This window comes from Micromonospora sp. CPM1, assembly GCF_023896895.1.
Classification (GTDB): Bacteria; Actinomycetota; Actinomycetes; order Mycobacteriales; family Micromonosporaceae; genus Micromonospora; species Micromonospora tulbaghiae.
In genome coordinates this window covers 183,342-199,147 of sequence record NZ_JAMHIU010000004.1, presented here as the reverse complement: position 1 = coordinate 199,147, position 15,806 = coordinate 183,342, and the positions used below count along the sequence as shown (strand labels likewise).

General features: G+C 72.5%; 13 protein-coding genes. 5 read left to right on the top strand and 8 right to left on the bottom strand.

Annotation, left to right across the window (positions count from 1 at the left end; all coding sequences use genetic code 11):
- Nucleotides 1–39: 39 nt before the first annotated feature.
- Nucleotides 40–666, bottom strand: a complete 627-nt coding sequence (locus M8C11_RS06885; protein ID WP_252448849.1) for a VOC family protein — start codon at nucleotides 664–666, stop codon at nucleotides 40–42.
- 76 nt (nucleotides 667–742) lie between these two features.
- Entirely contained in the window at nucleotides 743–1,342 is a 600-nt protein-coding gene (locus M8C11_RS06880; protein ID WP_252448848.1) for a TetR/AcrR family transcriptional regulator, read from the bottom strand.
- 89 nt (nucleotides 1,343–1,431) lie between these two features.
- Between M8C11_RS06880 and M8C11_RS06875 the strand changes: the two genes are divergently transcribed.
- The gene (locus M8C11_RS06875; protein WP_252448846.1) at nucleotides 1,432–2,490 is read left to right on the top strand and encodes an aldo/keto reductase; all 1,059 of its coding nucleotides are present in this window, start codon (nucleotides 1,432–1,434) and stop codon (nucleotides 2,488–2,490) included.
- Nucleotides 2,491–2,563: 73 nt separating this feature from the next.
- A complete protein-coding gene (locus tag M8C11_RS06870; RefSeq protein WP_252448845.1) occupies nucleotides 2,564–2,767 on the top strand; it encodes a hypothetical protein in 204 nt (67 codons plus the stop codon).
- A gap of 80 nt (nucleotides 2,768–2,847) precedes the next feature.
- Here M8C11_RS06870 and M8C11_RS06865 read toward each other — a convergent pair whose 3' ends face one another.
- The 6 genes from M8C11_RS06865 to M8C11_RS06840 form a co-directional block, all read right to left on the bottom strand.
- Nucleotides 2,848–4,668, bottom strand: coding sequence for an acyl-CoA dehydrogenase (locus M8C11_RS06865; RefSeq protein WP_252448844.1), 1,821 nt, complete (start codon nucleotides 4,666–4,668; stop codon nucleotides 2,848–2,850).
- Nucleotides 4,669–4,684: 16 nt separating this feature from the next.
- A complete protein-coding gene (locus tag M8C11_RS06860; protein ID WP_252448843.1) occupies nucleotides 4,685–6,145 on the bottom strand; it encodes a 26S protease regulatory subunit in 1,461 nt (486 codons plus the stop codon).
- 159 nt (nucleotides 6,146–6,304) lie between these two features.
- A complete protein-coding gene (locus M8C11_RS06855; protein WP_252448842.1) occupies nucleotides 6,305–7,504 on the bottom strand; it encodes an alanine--tRNA ligase-related protein in 1,200 nt (399 codons plus the stop codon).
- A gap of 285 nt (nucleotides 7,505–7,789) precedes the next feature.
- The gene (locus tag M8C11_RS06850) at nucleotides 7,790–9,286 is read right to left on the bottom strand and encodes a glycosyltransferase family 4 protein (protein ID WP_252448841.1); all 1,497 of its coding nucleotides are present in this window, start codon (nucleotides 9,284–9,286) and stop codon (nucleotides 7,790–7,792) included.
- A gap of 169 nt (nucleotides 9,287–9,455) precedes the next feature.
- Nucleotides 9,456–10,595, bottom strand: a complete 1,140-nt coding sequence (locus M8C11_RS06845) for an acyl-CoA desaturase (RefSeq protein ID WP_252448840.1) — start codon at nucleotides 10,593–10,595, stop codon at nucleotides 9,456–9,458.
- Between the two features lie 15 nt (nucleotides 10,596–10,610).
- On the bottom strand, nucleotides 10,611–11,702 hold the full coding sequence (locus tag M8C11_RS06840) for a ferredoxin reductase (protein ID WP_252448839.1): 1,092 nt from the start codon (nucleotides 11,700–11,702) through the stop codon (nucleotides 10,611–10,613).
- Between the two features lie 83 nt (nucleotides 11,703–11,785).
- On the opposite strand from M8C11_RS06840, the gene M8C11_RS06835 reads away from it, so the two are divergent.
- The 3 genes from M8C11_RS06835 to M8C11_RS06825 all read left to right on the top strand — a co-directional run bounded on the left by M8C11_RS06835 (nucleotide 11,786) and on the right by M8C11_RS06825 (nucleotide 14,884).
- Nucleotides 11,786–13,009: a CdaR family transcriptional regulator gene (locus M8C11_RS06835; protein WP_252448837.1), complete on the top strand. Its 1,224-nt coding sequence runs from the start codon at nucleotides 11,786–11,788 to the stop codon at nucleotides 13,007–13,009.
- Nucleotides 13,010–13,115: 106 nt separating this feature from the next.
- Complete coding sequence (locus M8C11_RS06830; protein WP_252448835.1) at nucleotides 13,116–14,111, top strand: nitroreductase; 996 nt, start codon at nucleotides 13,116–13,118, stop codon at nucleotides 14,109–14,111.
- A gap of 35 nt (nucleotides 14,112–14,146) precedes the next feature.
- Nucleotides 14,147–14,884 (top strand): serine/threonine protein kinase, encoded by a 738-nt coding sequence (locus tag M8C11_RS06825; protein ID WP_252448834.1) that lies wholly within the window; start codon nucleotides 14,147–14,149, stop codon nucleotides 14,882–14,884.
- Nucleotides 14,885–15,806 lie beyond the last annotated feature (922 nt).

The window sequence follows — 15,806 nt, the reverse complement described above, 5'->3', positions numbered from 1 at the left end:
GCCGTGAGTGTGGCCGACGGTCGAGCCATTGGGCCGCTGTCATCGGCCGACCCAAGTGGCGACGCACGCCTCGTTGCCCTCGGCGTCGGCCAAGATCCACCACTTCGGTGCGTGCGCGTCCGAGACCAGCTGGCCACCCGCAGCCAATGCGGCGGCGATGCGGGCCTCGGCCTGGTCATGTGGGACGGCGACATCGAGGTGCATGCGGTTGCGTTGTGGACGCCGAGCATCCATTGTCTGCACCCCGAAGCCCGGACCTCGGCGCGCCGGGTCGGCCAGATAGTCGTCATCGATCTGGCGGTAACCCAGCAGCGCCCGCCAGAACGGCAGCACGTCCGCGCCGACCAGGGCGTCGAGGGTGACGTTGACGAGCTGCACGGCGGTCGGGTCGGCGGGGATGTCCAAGTCCCTGGCGGCAGCCGAGATCCGCCGGGCCAGCGCAACGTCGCGCGACAACAGGGACACCGTGACGCCCACATGACGCAGGTCGACGTTGACGTACTGCTGCTCCGCGCCACCGGCGAGCCGGCCGACCTCGTTGACGAACGCTATGCCCTTGGCCAGTGAGCCGGTGCGGAAATACGCCGAGACCACGTGGTAGAGACAGCGCCAGTCCTCGACACCGTCGGCCGCGTGGAACTGCCCGGCCGTGATCTGCACCGCCATGCGGGCGAACCTAGCATCGGCTGCGGGACGGAGCGCACCGTGGCGCTTCACGCATGGCCGGCCGACGGTGAATACGTCAGTGCGGGGATTCGCCGGACCGTAGTCCGTCGACGAGGAGCGCGACCATGCGCCGGCCGTAGTCGGGGTCCTCGTTGGGCATGGGCGCACAGAGTTTCGCCACCGCGTACAGCAGATCCTGGGCACTGATCTTGGCTCGGACCTCGCCGCTGGCTGTCGCGGCTTCGAGCAAGGCCTCGAGGGCCGGTCCCAGCTTCTGCATGAGATATCCGGGCAGGCCGTCGAACGCCGGATCGCCGGAGTGCAGGGCCGCGGCGAAGCCGCGTTTGGTCGCGACGAACGCGGTGAACCGATCGAGCCACTTCGCGAGGGCGACCCCCGGCTCGTGCGCGGCGGCCAGCGCCGGGGCCGCGTCGGCGCAGGCGTCGATCTCGCGTTCGATGACGGCCTTGATCAGGTCAGAGCGCTGCGGGAAGTGCCGGTAGAGCGTGCCGACGCCGACGCCGGCCAGATCGGTGATCTCTTTGGCGGGGGCGTCGACGCCGACGGTGCTGAAGACCGTCTTCGCCGCTTCGAGCAGGGACTCGATGTTGCGGCGTGCGTCAGTGCGCTTCCGACGCGGGGCGCGAACAACGAAGTCTGGTGTGTCGTCGGACACAGCTACGCCTCCCTTGCTTTTCCGGAAAGGCTTTCCGTATAGTTCCGGAAAGAGGTTCCGCATAACGACCCTACCGCAGGGAGACGCTCATGCAGTACCGCACCCTGGGGCGGACGGGCATCAAGGTCAGCCCGTACGCGCTCGGCACGCTGATGTTCGCCACGGTGATCGGGAACCCCGATCCTGACGACTCGATCAAGGTCATTCACAAGGCGCTGGACGCGGGCATCAACCTCGTCGACACCGCCGATGCGTACGGCGACTCGGAGGAGATCGTGGGCCGGGCCCTCAAGGGGCGCCGGGACAACGTCGTCCTCGCCACCAAGGTGGGCCTTCCCAGGCTGAACACGCTGCCCCGGACGCCGGGCGCGGCCGCGGCCACCGACCCCAACCAGCGAGGCGCCTCCCGCCGCTGGATCATGACCGCGGTCGAGAGCTCCCTGCGCCGCCTGCAGACCGACCACATCGACCTCTACCAGATCCAGCGTCCGGACCCCGACACCGACATCGAGGAGACGCTCTCCGCTCTCTCCGACCTGATCCGCAGTGGCAAGGTCCGGGCGATCGGGTCGTCCACGATGCCCGCATCCGACATCGTCGAGGCACAGTGGGTCGCCGAACGACGCGGGCTGGAACGCTTCCACACCGAGCAGCCGCCCTACTCGATCCTCAACCGCAGCATCGAGAGCGAGGTGCTGCCGACCGCGCAGCGCTACGGGATGGGCACGCTGGTGTGGGGCCCGCTCGGGCAGGGAATGCTCACCGGCCGGGTCCGCAAGGGCGAGCAGAACGACCTGCGCCGCGCCCGCTTCTCCAAGCACCTCACCGACGAGCGCCGGATCGACGTCGTCGAACAACTCGTCCCGCTCGCCGACGAGGCAGGCATGCCGTTGACCCACCTCGCCATGGCATTCGCCATCGCACACCCCGGCGTGACCAGCGCGATCCTGGGCCCGCGCACGATGGAGCACCTCGACGACCTGCTCGCCGGCGTCGACGTCACGCTCACCGACGAGATCCTCGACCGGATCGACGAGATCGTCGCGCCCGGCACCGATGTCACCCGGCTCGACCAGGCCTACCTGCCGCCGGCCCTGCTGAACCCGAGCCTGCGCCGCCGGCCGGTCAGCGAGCGTGGCGCCGCCTGATCGTCAGGAACAACTACGGTGGGACGACATCAGGCGTACGAATGCGGCGCGATGGCGTTTGAGGAGACGGGCGATGGCCGAGCGTGTGACTGCGGACCGGCTGCTCCTCGTCAACGTGGTGCATCACTGGTTCTACCTGCGACAGCCCACCTTCATCGGCACCGGACAGACCTACTGGATCGACCACGAGACCAGCGAACTGTGCGTCGACCGCGGTGACGATCGCGTGACCCGGCACCCCCGCGTAACCCGGCACGCAGATTGGATGGGTCGTTAACAAGATCCACAGCTCGCTGAGGCATGTGGCAGTGGCTCTGGTGGTGACAGCACCCGTCGGACTCACGCAACCCGAGCAGCTCAGAACCAGCTCTCGCGCATGTCCAGCGTGGTCCGGTCCAGCCCTTCCAGCAGGTCGAACTGCGCCCCCACCTTCGGCAACTCCCACCGGTAGAAGTACCGCGCCGCCTGCCTCTTCCCCGCCAGGAACTCCCCCTCGGCCCCCTCCGGCGTCCCCAGCGCCTCCACCACCAGCACCTGTTCCAGCCACATCCACGCGATCACCACGTGCCCGACCGCCTCCAGGTACACCGAGGCGTTCGCCAGCGCCAGCTCCGGGTCGCCCGGAGCCCACAACCGCCGCGTCACCACGGCGATCCGGTCCACCGCGGCGGCGAGCTGACCGGCCAGCTCGGAGGCGAACCCCTCCGCCTTCCACGCCCGGCTGACGGTGCCGCGGATGGTCTCCAGCAGCAGTTCCAGCGCGGCGCCGTCGCGCATGGTGACCTTGCGGCCGAGCAGGTCCAGCGCCTGGATGCCGTGGGTGCCCTCGTGGATGGCGTTGAGCCGGTTGTCGCGCCAGTGCTGCTCGACGTCGTAGTCGCGGGTGTAGCCGTACCCGCCGTGCACCTGGATGGCCAGGTCGTTGGCGGCCAGGCACCACTGCGCCGGCCAGCTCTTGGTGATCGGGGTGAGCAGGTCAAGCAGCAGCTGCGCCCGCTCGCGGTCGGCCTCGGCGGGCGCGGTCTTCTGCTCGTCGAGCAGCCGTCCGCAGTAGAGCACCAGCGCGAGCGCGCCCTCCACGTAGCTCTTCTGGGCCAGCAGCATCCGGCGTACGTCGGAGTGGGCCACGATCGGCACCTGCGGCGTGGTGGGGTCCTTGTCGGCGACCGGCCGTCCCTGCGGGCGCTGCCGGGCGTACGCGACGGACTTCAGGTACGCGGTGTAGCCGAGCGCTGTGGCGCCGGCGCCGATGCCGATGCGCGCCTCGTTCATCATGTGGAACATCACCGCGAGCCCCTGGTGCGCCTGCCCCACCAGGTAGCCGACCGCCCCGGCCCGCCCGTACGGCCGGTGCACGCCCTCGCCGAAGTTCAGCAGCGTGTTGGTGGTGCCCCGGTAGCCGAGCTTGTGGTTGAGCCCGACCAGCACCACATCGTTGCGCGGCCCGAGGTTGCCGTCGTCGTCGAGCAGCACCTTCGGCACGATGAACAGCGACAGGCCCTTCACGCCGGCCGGCGCGCCGGGAATGCGGGCCAGCACCAGGTGGACGATGTTCTCGGCCAGCTCGTGGTCGCCGCCGGAGATCCACATCTTGGTGCCGACGATCCGGTACGTGCCGTCGTCCTGCGGCTCGGCGCGGGTGGTGAGGTCGGTCAGTGAGCTGCCGGCCTGCGGTTCGGACAGGCACATGGTGCCGAAGAACCGGCCCTCGACCATGGGGCGGACCCAGGTGTCGATCTGCTCGGCGCTGCCGTGGGCGAGCAGCAGGTTGGCGTTGCCGAGGGTGAGCATCGGGTACGCCGACGTGCCCACGTTCGCGGCCTGGAACCAGGCGAACGCGGCGGCGGCCACGGTGTGCGGCAGTTGCAGGCCGCCCACCGACTCGTCCATGGTGGCGGCGAGCAGCCCGGTCTCGGCGAACGCCTCCAGGGCGGCCTTGACCTGCGGGATGGTCCGCACGCGCTGCCCGTCGAACGTGGGTTCGCCGGTGTCGGCGGCCCGGTTGTGCGGGGCGAAGCGTTCGGCGGCGACCCGGGCGGCGAGGTCCAGCACCTCGTCGACGGTTTCGCGGGTGTGCTCGGCGTAGCGGGGCCGCTCGGTCAGCCGCGCCACGTCCAGCCAGTCGTGCAGCAGGAACGCGAGGTCACGGCGGGACAGCAGCAGATCGGACGAGGACAACGTGGACTCCTTCCGGTCAGCCGCGGCGCAACCCGGCGACGGCCTCCCGCAGGTCATCCTGACCGATCGGAGCCGGTGGCGCACCCTCCGCCGCCTCCCGGAGCGCCTTGGCGAGTTGCACCCGGCGCAGCACCTCCCGGAGGTCCGCGCCGGTCAGCCCGGCCGTGTCGGCAGCCAGGGCGGCCGGGTCGACGTCGTCGGCGAACATCTTGAAGCCCGGCCGCTCGTGCCGGTCGATCAGCTCGCGGACCATCTTGGTGAGGATCTCGGCGCGTCCGGTCTCGTCCGGCGCCGGAATGGCGATCTTCAGGTCGAAGCGGCCGGAGCGGATCAGCGACGCGTCCACGCGCTGCGGGAAGTTGGTCGTGGCGACCACGATGACGTCGGGGTTCTCCTCGAACAGCGTGTTCATCTCCTGCTTGAAGATGCCCGCGACCGCGTTGACGGCCTGGCTGGCCGCGTCGCCGCCCGCCCCGGCGTAGCTGATGATCGAGTCGAACTCGTCGAACAGCATCACCGTGGGCCGCCGGTAGCGGCGTGCCTCCCGGAAGATGCGCTTGATGTTGCGTTCCGAGCCGCCGAGGTACTTGTCCAGGATCTCCGGGGTACGGATCTCCACGAAGTCCGCGCCGACCTCGTTCGCCAGCGCCCGGGCCAGCATGGTCTTGCCGGTGCCCGGCGGGCCGTACATCAGGATGCCCTGCGGCCGGCGCGCGCCCCAGCGGGCCATCGCCGCCGGGTGCCGGAACGACACCGCCACCTCGCGGAACCGCGCGACCACGTCGGACAGACCGCCGACCTGGTCGAGGGTCACCGCCGCGCTGCGCGGCCCGGCCGCCGCGACCGGTCGCCGCCCCACGAGGTACGTCCGTCCGCGCAGCACGGCCGGCTCCTCGCTGTCGCCGGACAACTCGCGCACGGCCTGGAGCAGCAGGCCCAGCATCGCCCGCAGGTGCGCCGGACCCACCTCGGCGCTGGGCACGTCGGCGCGGATGCGTACCGTGCCGGTGTCCTGGTCGACGCGGGGCCGCAGCCCGGCTTCCCGGGCCGTGCGCAGCACCTCCCGGCCGGCCTCGTCGCCCGGCGGCGCGGCGAGCGTGGCGACCGGTCGCGGCCAGATCCGCCGCCCGGCCTCCGCAGCCATCCGGCCCACCGCGGCGGCCGGGCCGTCGCCGCCGCGCGCGGCCAGCCGCTCGGCGAGCAGCACGCCGACCGGCCCGGCCAGACCGAGGGCGAGCAGGCCCGCCGGTGAGTTCTCCACCCGCAGGTACGCCTCGAAGCGGTGCACCGGCTGCCCGTCCGCGACGTCGGTGCGCACGGTGCAGCGCACTTCCCGCACCGGGGCCGGGAAGTCGCCGTCGACCAGCAACTCCACCGGCCCGTCGGTGGCGGCGGCGAGCAGCCCGGCCGCGTCGGCGATGCGCACCTCGGCGCCGAGCAGCGGCACCGTCTCCTCGTCCGGCCGAACCTCGGTCATCGGCAGCCCTCTCCTCGCGGCGGCGTCCGCTTCCCTCGCGTGGCGTCCGCCTCCGAGTCTGGCACCGGCCCGGCCGGGCGGCCACCGCTCAGCCGCCGCCGCTGACCTGGCCCCGGCTCACCCGGCCGCCGTCCTGGCCGCTGCTCACCCGGCCGCCGCTCAGCTCGCCTCGGCGAGCAGGCCGTCGACCAGGTCGCGGGGCAACCCGTGGGTGTCGTGCAGCCAGTGGTAGTCGCGCTCGGTCAGCGGCCCGCGCGCCCGCACCCGGTCCACGAGCGGCCGTCCGCGTCGCAGCAGCCCTCGGAAGCGACGTTCCTCGTCCACGAGCGTCGCGTGCAGCGAACCGACGTCGACCGGCTGCGCGCCCGGTGTTCCCGGATCGACCGGCCGGCGGAACCGGCGCAGCGTGTCCGCGTACAGCTCCGGCGGCAGGTCGTCCAGGGTGCGCGCCGGGTCGTCGCGCCACAGCAGGGTGAGCGCGCGGCGCAGCAGCCGCCGCAGCACGTACCCGCGCCCGGTGTTGCCGGGGCGTACCCCGTCACCGAGCACGACCACCGCGGACCGCAGGTGGTCGGAGACCACGCGCAGGTCCGTGCCACGCAGGTCCCAGGTGCCCACCTCGTCCACCCATCGGCGCAGCCCGTCGCCGGTGAACACGGACCGGTCGCCGCGCAGCACCATCTCCAGCCGTTCCAGGCCCATGCCGGTGTCGATGCTGGACACCGGCAGCGGCGTGAGCCGGCCGTCCGGGTGCCGGTGGTAGCGCATCTGCACGTGGTTCCACACCTCCACCCACCGCGCATCCGTGCTGGGTGTGCCGGTGGGCGGGCCGTCGCCGGTCCACACGAAGATCTCCGAGTCCGGTCCGCACGGGCCGGTCGGGCCGTTGGACCACCAGTTGTCCTCGCCCAGCGCCTCCACCGGCACGCCGAGCCCGGTCCAGGTGTCCCGCGCGGTGTCGTCCGGCCCTTCACCGTTGCCGCCACCGAAGACGGTGGCGTGCAGCCTCTCCACCGGGATGCCGAACCCGCCGGTGAGCAGGTCGAAGCCCCAGCGCAGGCTGGTCGCGATGTCGTAGTCGCCGAGCGACCACGAGCCGAGCATCTGGAACACGGTCAGGTGGGTGTCATCGCCCACCTCGTCCAGGTCCGTCGTGCGCAGGCACCGCTGCACGTTCGCCAGCCGCCGTCCGCCCGGGTGCGGGCGCCCCAGCAGGTACGGCGTGAGCGGGTGCATGCCGGACGTGGTGAACAGCACCGGGTCGCCGGGTGGCGGGACCAGTGAACTCTCCGGCGCGTCCTGATGGCCGTGCCGGTGGTAGTGGTCGAGGAACGTCCTGATGATCTCGTCGGGCGTCATGGCGGGTGCCTTCCGGGTACGGGTGACCGGACGGCCCGCCGCGCGCGTTGGCGTCGACACGACGACGCCGGCGGACCGTTTCCGGTCGCCGGCGTGGGTGTGGGGCAGGTCAGGCGGCGGCAACCGGCGAGCGGGAAGCTCGCGCGGCTGCGGCGGTAAGGGTGCGCCTGCTCTGCATGCCTCGACGGTAGCCCGGCCGCACACTCCCGCCCAGCCCTTTTCCCCCGCCCTCCCGTCTGCCCGCCCCCCGCGCAAGATCAACACCACTCCCCCGAAATGGCGGGGTCACGGGCACTCGGATGCCGCCACCTCGCCGAGATGGAGTTGACCATGGCCCCTGGAGGTGAGCAGGCGGCGGTAGAGGGCGTCCAGGCGTTCGGCCTGCGCCTCCCACGTCCACCCGGGGAGCGGGGAGTCCTCGCCCTCGTAGGCGGCGCGGTAACGGGCCGGGTCGGCGAGGACCGCCCGGACGGCACGGGCCAGGTCGGCGGCGTCGCGGGCGCGGAACACCTCGCCCTGGCCGGTGGCGCGGACCGTCTCGGCCATGGTGCGGACGTCGCTGACCACGATCGGCAGCCGCGCGTGCGCGTACTCGAAGAACTTGGTGATCAACGCGATCTCGTGGTTGGGCCAGCGGTGCAGCGGAATCAGCCCGATGTCGGCGGTGGCGAGGAACGCGACGAGCTGCCGGTGCGACACGTACGGCAGCACGTGCACCCGGTCGCCCACCCCGTGCCCGGCCGCGCGGGCGACGACCTGGCGGACGTAGGCGGCGGCCGGGTCGGCGACGACGAGCGCCAGGTGTACGCCGGGCAGCAGCGGCAACGCCTCGACCACGGTGTCCAGGCCGCGCTGGACGGCCATCGCCCCGCTGTAGACGAGCAGCGGGGTGTCCGGACGCAGACCGCAGCGCTCCCGCAGGCCGAGGGCTTCCGTGTCGGGGGTGGCGGCGACCGGGGCGTTCAGCACCACGGTCGGGCGCTCGGGCAGGGCGTGGTCGCGTACCAGCAGGTCGGCCAGCGCGTCGGAGACGGTGACGACCGCGTCGGCGTGACCTACGTACTCGCGGACGTAGCCGACGTGCGCGGGCAGCCAGCGGGCGTTGTCGCGGCGGGGACGCGCCCCGGGCAGCCACTCGTGCGCGTCCCAGACCAGCTTCACGTCGTGCCCGGCGGCGCGGGCACGGTCCACGGCGCGGGCGGCCACGCCGAGCATCCGGAAGTCGTGCGCGTGGATCAGATCGGGGCACAGCGCGTCGACGACCGGGCCGGCGACCCGTTCGTAGTCCCAGAGCCCCGGTTCCAGCCGCCGCCAGGCCCCGTCGCGCAGCCGGGCGCGCCAGTAGCGGACCTGGGCGTGTTCCACGGGCCGGCGGGCCAGCCGGGCCGCGCGCAGCGGCAGCCCGCCCCGGGCCACCAGTCGCGCCCGCAGCCCGGGCACGCCACGCAGGCGGGAGCCGTCGCGTGAACCACCGCCACGGCCCGAAGCGGAGACGCCGGCGCCCTCGGGGCCGGGGACACCGCCGCCCGGGCGGGAGACGACGGCCGGTGCGGTGGTGGGCGGAGCAGCGCGAGCGGCGGGCAGCGGCAGGACGCGTACCTCGGCGTCGCCGAGCCGCCACCGGCGTTCGGCGTCCACGTGGGCGCAGCCGATCAGCGTGACGTCCCAGCCGGCGTCGGCGGCCGAGCGGGCCGCCTTCTGCACCCGCGAGTCACCCTCGACCGCGTTGTCGACGAGCATGACCACCCGCCGGCGAAGCCGCGTCGTGCCGTCGCGCCCCATCGGCGTTCCACCCCTTCACCCGTACGCCCGGACGGGCGCGAGTGTACGGGGGCGCGGGACCGTCACGACGGCCGCGAAACCGGCACTGAGCTGCGGTGATGCCGACTGTGCAGACGATGGTCGGGTGCCGGCCGGTGGAAGTTCACCGGCCGTGCACCCGACGGGCGGGTCAGGCCGTGCCGGAGGAGGCCAGCGCGGCCGGGGCGACCGGCTGCCGGCCGTCGTTGCGGTTGGGCAGCGACAGGCGGATGACCTTCCACCAGGCGGAGGCGACCTGCTTGGGCAGCGGGCCGGTGGTGTAGTGCAGTCCGTACCTGTCGAACAGCGCCCGCACCTGCGGGGCGATCTCCTGGTAGCGGTTGCTGGGCAGGTCGGGGAAGAGGTGATGCTCGATCTGGTACGACAGGTTGCCGGTCATGATGTGCAACAGGCGGCTGCCGCTGATGTTGGCCGAGCCGAGCATCTGGCGCAGGTACCACTCGCCGCGGGTCTCGCCGTCGATGGAGGTCTTCTCGAACGTCTCCACGCCGTTGGGGAAGTGCCCGCACATGATCACCGAGTGGCTCCACACGTTGCGCAGCAGGTTCGCGGTGAACGTGGCGGCGAGCGTGGACAGGAACGACGGGCCGGACAGCAGCGGGTGCACCACGTAGTCCTTGAGCACCTGGCGGCGGATCTTGCGCCCGACGGCCCTGGCCTTGGCCCGGAACTTCGGGTCCTTGAGCCTGCGCTGCTTGAGGTGGTCGCCCAGCTCCATGTCGTACGCGGCGATGCCGTACTCGAAGAACATCGCGTTGAGCAGGTTCCACAGCGGCTGCCCGAGGTGCATCGGGTGCCACGGCTGGTCCTCGTCGACGCGCATGATGCCGTACCCGAGGTCGTTGTCCTTGCCGACCACGTTGGTGTAGCGGTGGTGCAGCTCGTTGTGCGACTGCTTCCACTGGTCGGCCGGGGAGACGTGGTCCCACTCCCAGGTGGTGGAGTGGATCTTCGGGTCGCGCATCCAGTCCCACTGGCCGTGCAGGACGTTGTGCCCGATCTCCATGTTCTCCAGGATCTTGGCGACCGTGAGGCCGGCCGTGCCGACGACCCAGGCCGGCGGGAACAGCGAGAACAGCAGCACCGCACGGCTGCTCATCTCCAGTGTCCGCTGGGTCTTGACCACCTTGCGGATGTAGCGGGCGTCCCGCTCCCCCCGGTCGGCGAGGACCCGGTCCCGGATCGCGTCCAGTTCCTTGCCGATGATCTCGATGTCCTCGGCGCTCAGGTGGGCGATCGGGTTGACGGCCTTCTTCTGGATCACGGTCACGTTGGGTGGCTCCTGTCAGAGATCGATGTCGCAGGTACCGGCGGCGGCCGACACGCACGTCTGGACGAGCACGCCGTCCCCCGGTACGGCCGTGGTCACGTCGCCGTTGCGCAGGTCGCGGACGGCACCCTGACGCAGCGGTACGACGCAGCCGAAGCAGATGCCCATCCGGCACCCGGAAGGCATCAGCACTCCGGCGTTCTCCCCCGCGTCGAGCAGGGTGGTGGCACCGTCGGACTCGACGGTCACTCCCGCCCCGGTGAAGGTCACCGTCCCTCCCTCGCCCCGCGTGATCACCGTCGGGCGGAACCGCTCGGTGTGCAACCGCTCGACGAGGCCGTTGGAGGACCAATACCCCTCAACCGCGTCGAGCATGCCGATCGGTCCGCAGGCCCACGCCTCCCGGTCGAGGTGGTCGGGCACCAGCCCGGCCAGTTCGGCGACGTCGAGCAGGCCGTCGGTGTCGGTGTGCCGCTCGATCAGCCGCAGCGCGCCGCGTTCGGCGAGCGCGCGCAGCTCCGTACCGAAGATGACGTCGTCGCGGGTCGGCGACGAGTGCACGAGCACCACGTCGGCCCGGTCGGCCAGCCCGGAGCGCAGCATCCCCATGACCGGGGTGATGCCGCTGCCGGCGGTGAGGAACAGGACGCGCTCGGGCGTCGCGGCGGGCAGCACGAACTCGCCCTGGGCCTGGTCGAGGTGCACGATCGTGCCGGGCCGGATCCGGCGTACGAGATGGTTGCTGACCTTGCCGTCGGGGATCGCCTTCACCGTGACGGAGATCCGGCCGTCGGGGGCACCCGGCGGCGAGGTGAGCGAGTACGCGCGCCACTGGCGCACGCCGTCGACGTCCACGCCGAGGCGGATGTACTGCCCGGGCGTGTGGCCCTGCCAGGCGCGACCGGGCTGGATCACCAGCGTGGCGGCGTCCCGGGTCTGCGGCCGCACGGCGACGATCCGGCCGCGCAGCGGGGCGCCGGCACGAAGCGGCGCGATCAGGTCGAGATAGTCGTCGGGCAGCACCGGTGTGGTGACCGTCTCGGCCAGCCGCAGCAGCCTGTCCCGGAAGGTGACCTTCTGAGGGCGGCGGGAGGCAGTTGTGGTCATATGACCAGCGTGACCGCCCGATCGCATAACATCTTGACCGACAAAGGTGAAAATGTCGCGGGTTTTTGTTCGGAGGGAACAACATGACGTCGGAGGCCGGTACGGGGCAGCGCGCCGCGCACCTCAACCTCGACGCCGGGATGGCCGAGACGCTGCGCGCCCGGCTGCCGATGGTGGCCGAGCGGACGGTCTCCGCGATCACCGCCGAGGTGCCGGACTACTCCGGCGCGCTCACCGGCGCCATGCGCGCGAAGATCGAGAACGCGGTACGCATCGCGCTCGGCACGTTCCTCCAGCTCATCGAGGGTACCCAGGCGTTCGACCCGAGCACTCCCCTGGCCCCGGCGCTGGAGGCCGCGTACGCGCTCGGCAGCGGCGAGGCCCGCTCGGGGCGCAGCATGGACGCGCTGCTGGCCGCGTACCGGGTCGGTGCCCGGGTGGCCTGGCGCGAGGTGTCCACCACCACGGTCCGCAGCGGGCTGGCCGCCGAGACGGTGGCCGAGTTCGCCGAGCTGATGTTCGCCTACATCGACGAGCTGTCCGCGGCGAGCGTGGCCGGGCACGCCGACGAGCTGGCCAGCGCCGGCCGGATGCGCCGCCGCAGCCTGGAACGGCTCACCCAGCAGTTGCTGGCCGGCGAGCCGGAGGAGTCGTTGCGGCGCAGCGCCGAACGTGCCGACTGGCCGCCGCCGCAGACGCTGACTGTCGTGCTGCTGCCCCGCCGGCACCTGCGCGCGGTGCTGGCGCTGCTCAGCCCGTACACGCTGGAGAGCGGCGAGGACCTGCCCGGCATGAGCCCGGTCGAGGAGCTGGCCGTGCTGCTGGTGCCGGACATGCACGGCGGCCGGCGTCGCCAGCTCACCCGGCTGCTGCACGGGCACCGGGCGGTGCTCGGCCCGGCCCGGCCCTGGCACCGGGTCGCCGCGTCGTACCAGCGCGCCACCCGGGCGCTCGCACTCGGCCTCGGCGAGCCGGACGCCGGGCCGGTCGACACCGAGCGCCACCTGTCCACGCTGCTGCTCAGCATGGACCCGGAAGCCCTCGCCGACCTGCGCGCGCAGGCGCTCGCGCCACTGGCCCCGCTGCCCCCGGCCACCGCGCACCGGCTGGCCGAGACGCTGCGGTCGTGGCTGCTGCACCAGGGACGCCGCGACGAGGTGGCCGCCGACCTGTTCGTGCATCCGCAGACCGTCCGGTACCGGATGGGCAAGCTGCGGGAGCTGTTCGGCGACCGGCTGCACGACCCCGCCACGGTCCTCGACCTCACCATCGCTCTCGCCGTACCCCCGGAGCCGGACGAGGCCTGACGCCGCGCCGGGGCGCACGGCCCGGTGCGGCCGGGACCTCCGGCCCTGTCCGCCCGCGACGGCGGCGGGCAGGGTCGGAAGGGGACGAGCAACCAGGAGGGCCGCCATGAACAGCTCATCGACCCGCACCGACCAGGACCCGGGGGTACGGGTGCTGGAGGCGGCCGCCCGGCAGTCCCTGCACGCCCCGTCGGTGTTCAACACCCAGCCCTGGCGCTGGCGGGTCACCGCCGACGCGCTGGAGCTGCGCGCCGACCCGGACCGGAAGCTCGCCCACACCGACCCGGACGGCCGGCTGCTGATGCTGAGCTGCGGCGCCGCCCTGCACCACGCGCGCGTGTCGCTGGCGGCGTTCGGCTGGACGGCGGTGGTCGAGCGGCTGCCCGAACCGTCGCTGCTGGCCCGGGTGCGCACCACCGGCCCGGCCGACCTGGACGTGCCGGCGGGCCGCCTGGTCGACGCCATCCCGCGCCGCCGCACCGACCGCCGCGCGTACGGGGACCGGCCGGTTCCGGAGGCGGTGCTGGCCCGGCTCGGGGACGCCGTCGAGGCCGAGGGCGCGCACCTGCACGTGGTCCGGCCGGACCAGATGCCGATGCTCGCCGTGTCCACGGGGCGCGCGGCGGACGCGGAGCTGGCCGACCCCGCGTACCGGGAGGAGCTGCACCACTGGACCCACCGCCCGGCAGGCAGCGGCGACGGGGTGCCCGCCGCCACCGCCGTGCGGCCGTCCCCGCGACGGGTGCCGCTGCGCGACTACGCCCCCGGCGGGGCGGCCGGGCTCAGCGCGGGCACGGACTTCGACCGGGGCGCGGCGTACCTGATCCTGTTCGGCGACTCCGACGAGCCGGCGGCCTGGCTGCGCGCCGGCGAGGCGCTGTCGGCGCTGCTGCTCACCGCCACCGCCGAAGGGCTGGCCAGCGCGCCACTCAGCGACGCCGTGGAGCTGGCCTGGCCGCGCCGGATGATGCGCGACCTGCTGGCCGGCATCGGCGAGGCGTACCTGGTGGTGCGCGTGGGCTGGGGCCCGGACGCGGAGCTGCCGCCGGCGCCGCGCCGCGCGCCGGCCGACGTCATCGAGGTGGTGGACCCGCTGCGGTGACCCGGTGCGGTCCGGCTTCGTCGTAGCATCGACGGGTGTGGAACCTTGGCCCGGCCGACGCGTTCGTGGTCTTCGGCGACCAGGACTCCGGGTGCGTCTCCTACGGCGTGGAGTCGGCGGGCCGGCGCTGGTTCGTCAAGCGGGCCGGAACACCTGACGCGCGGGCGTCGCTGACCCGTGCGCTGGGCCTGCACGCCGCGGTCCGGCACCCCGCCGTGGTCCGGCCCGAGCTGGTGCGCGACGGCACGGACGGCCCGACGCTGGTGTACCCGTGGTGCGACGGTGTCGTGCTCAACCACGCCACCACCGGCGGTGGCAGCGACCGGAGCGGCCTGGCGCGCTTCCAGCAGTTGCCGGTCACCGAGGTACGCGCGGCGCTGGACGCGATCCTCGACGCCCACCTGGCCGTGAGCGCGGCCGGGTACGTGGCGGTCGACCTGTACGACGGCTGTTTCCTCTACGACTTCGACGCCCACCGGATGCGGCTGATCGACCTGGACGAGTACCGGCCGGGACCGTTCGTGCTGGACTCCGACCGGCTGCCCGGATCCCATCGTTACCTGTCCCCCGAGGAGCTGACCCGGGGTGCGACGATCGACGAGCGCACCACCGTCCACGCGCTCGGTCGCACGCTGCACCACCTGCTTGACGGCCCGTCCGGCTGGCGCGGCACCGCCGCTGAGCGCGCGGTCGCCGATCGGGCCGGCCGACCCGATCCGGTGCAGCGGCACGCCACAGTGGCCACTCTGGTCCGCGACTGGCGGACCGCCTGATCCGTTCGCTGTCTGGCCGGGCCTGGCGCCCTTGCTGGCCGGGGATCGTGACTTAGCGTCATGCCGTCTCTCGTCAGGCCGCAAGTTGCTCAGAGTGACGGGCGCCTCCCCCGCCGATTGGTCCGATTGCTTCAGAGCGAGTTTCTGAGCAGCGGAAACGCAGGAGAGGTCGGCAGCGGCACTCATACCCCTGCGCGCCCTTTGCTCTGCAGCCACATAGGCAGTGGTGGCCATGAGTCACCGATGCGCCGATGGCTGCAGAGCAAAGGGCGCGAGGTGAGTTATGCCGGGGAAGCCCTCTCGCTACCATCAGTGACGGCATCCCCGCGCGGCAGGCCGGGCGCGGCCAGGCCCGGCGCGCGCCAAGGCTGGACACGGCCAGGCCCGATGCAGCCAGATCCGAGGCAGCCGGGCCTGAGGTAGCCAAGGTCGACGCAACGAGGTCCGAGGCAGCCGACCTCGGGGCAGCCGGCCCTGGGGCAGCCAAGGCCGCCCCGGCAACGCCCGACGCGAGCAGGGTCCGGCGCGAGGAGGCGCCGGCCCGACGCCGACGAGCGTTCCGGGCGGCGGGGCGATGCGGCGAGGCGACGTCGACGTTCGGCGGCAGGAGACACCGGAGACACCGGGGCGCCGGCGTGCCGATGGATCAGCGGGGCGGCAGCGACAATTCCGCATAGTCCACTGTCGGCACGGACCGACGCCGGAACATATTCACGTCTATCTGTTGACGAGTACGGGATCGACGACAATCATTACTCTCGCTGGATCGACGTACCAACGATGTCGGATCTGGTGGCATTTCTTACCCCTCGACGGGATCGCGCCGGGACTGCGATTCCGCCGGGCGACCATGCCCGGCGCACGCCCGGTTAATCCTATCGAGTCGCTAGGAATTGTCGCCGCTCGCCCGAGGAGTCCGCCG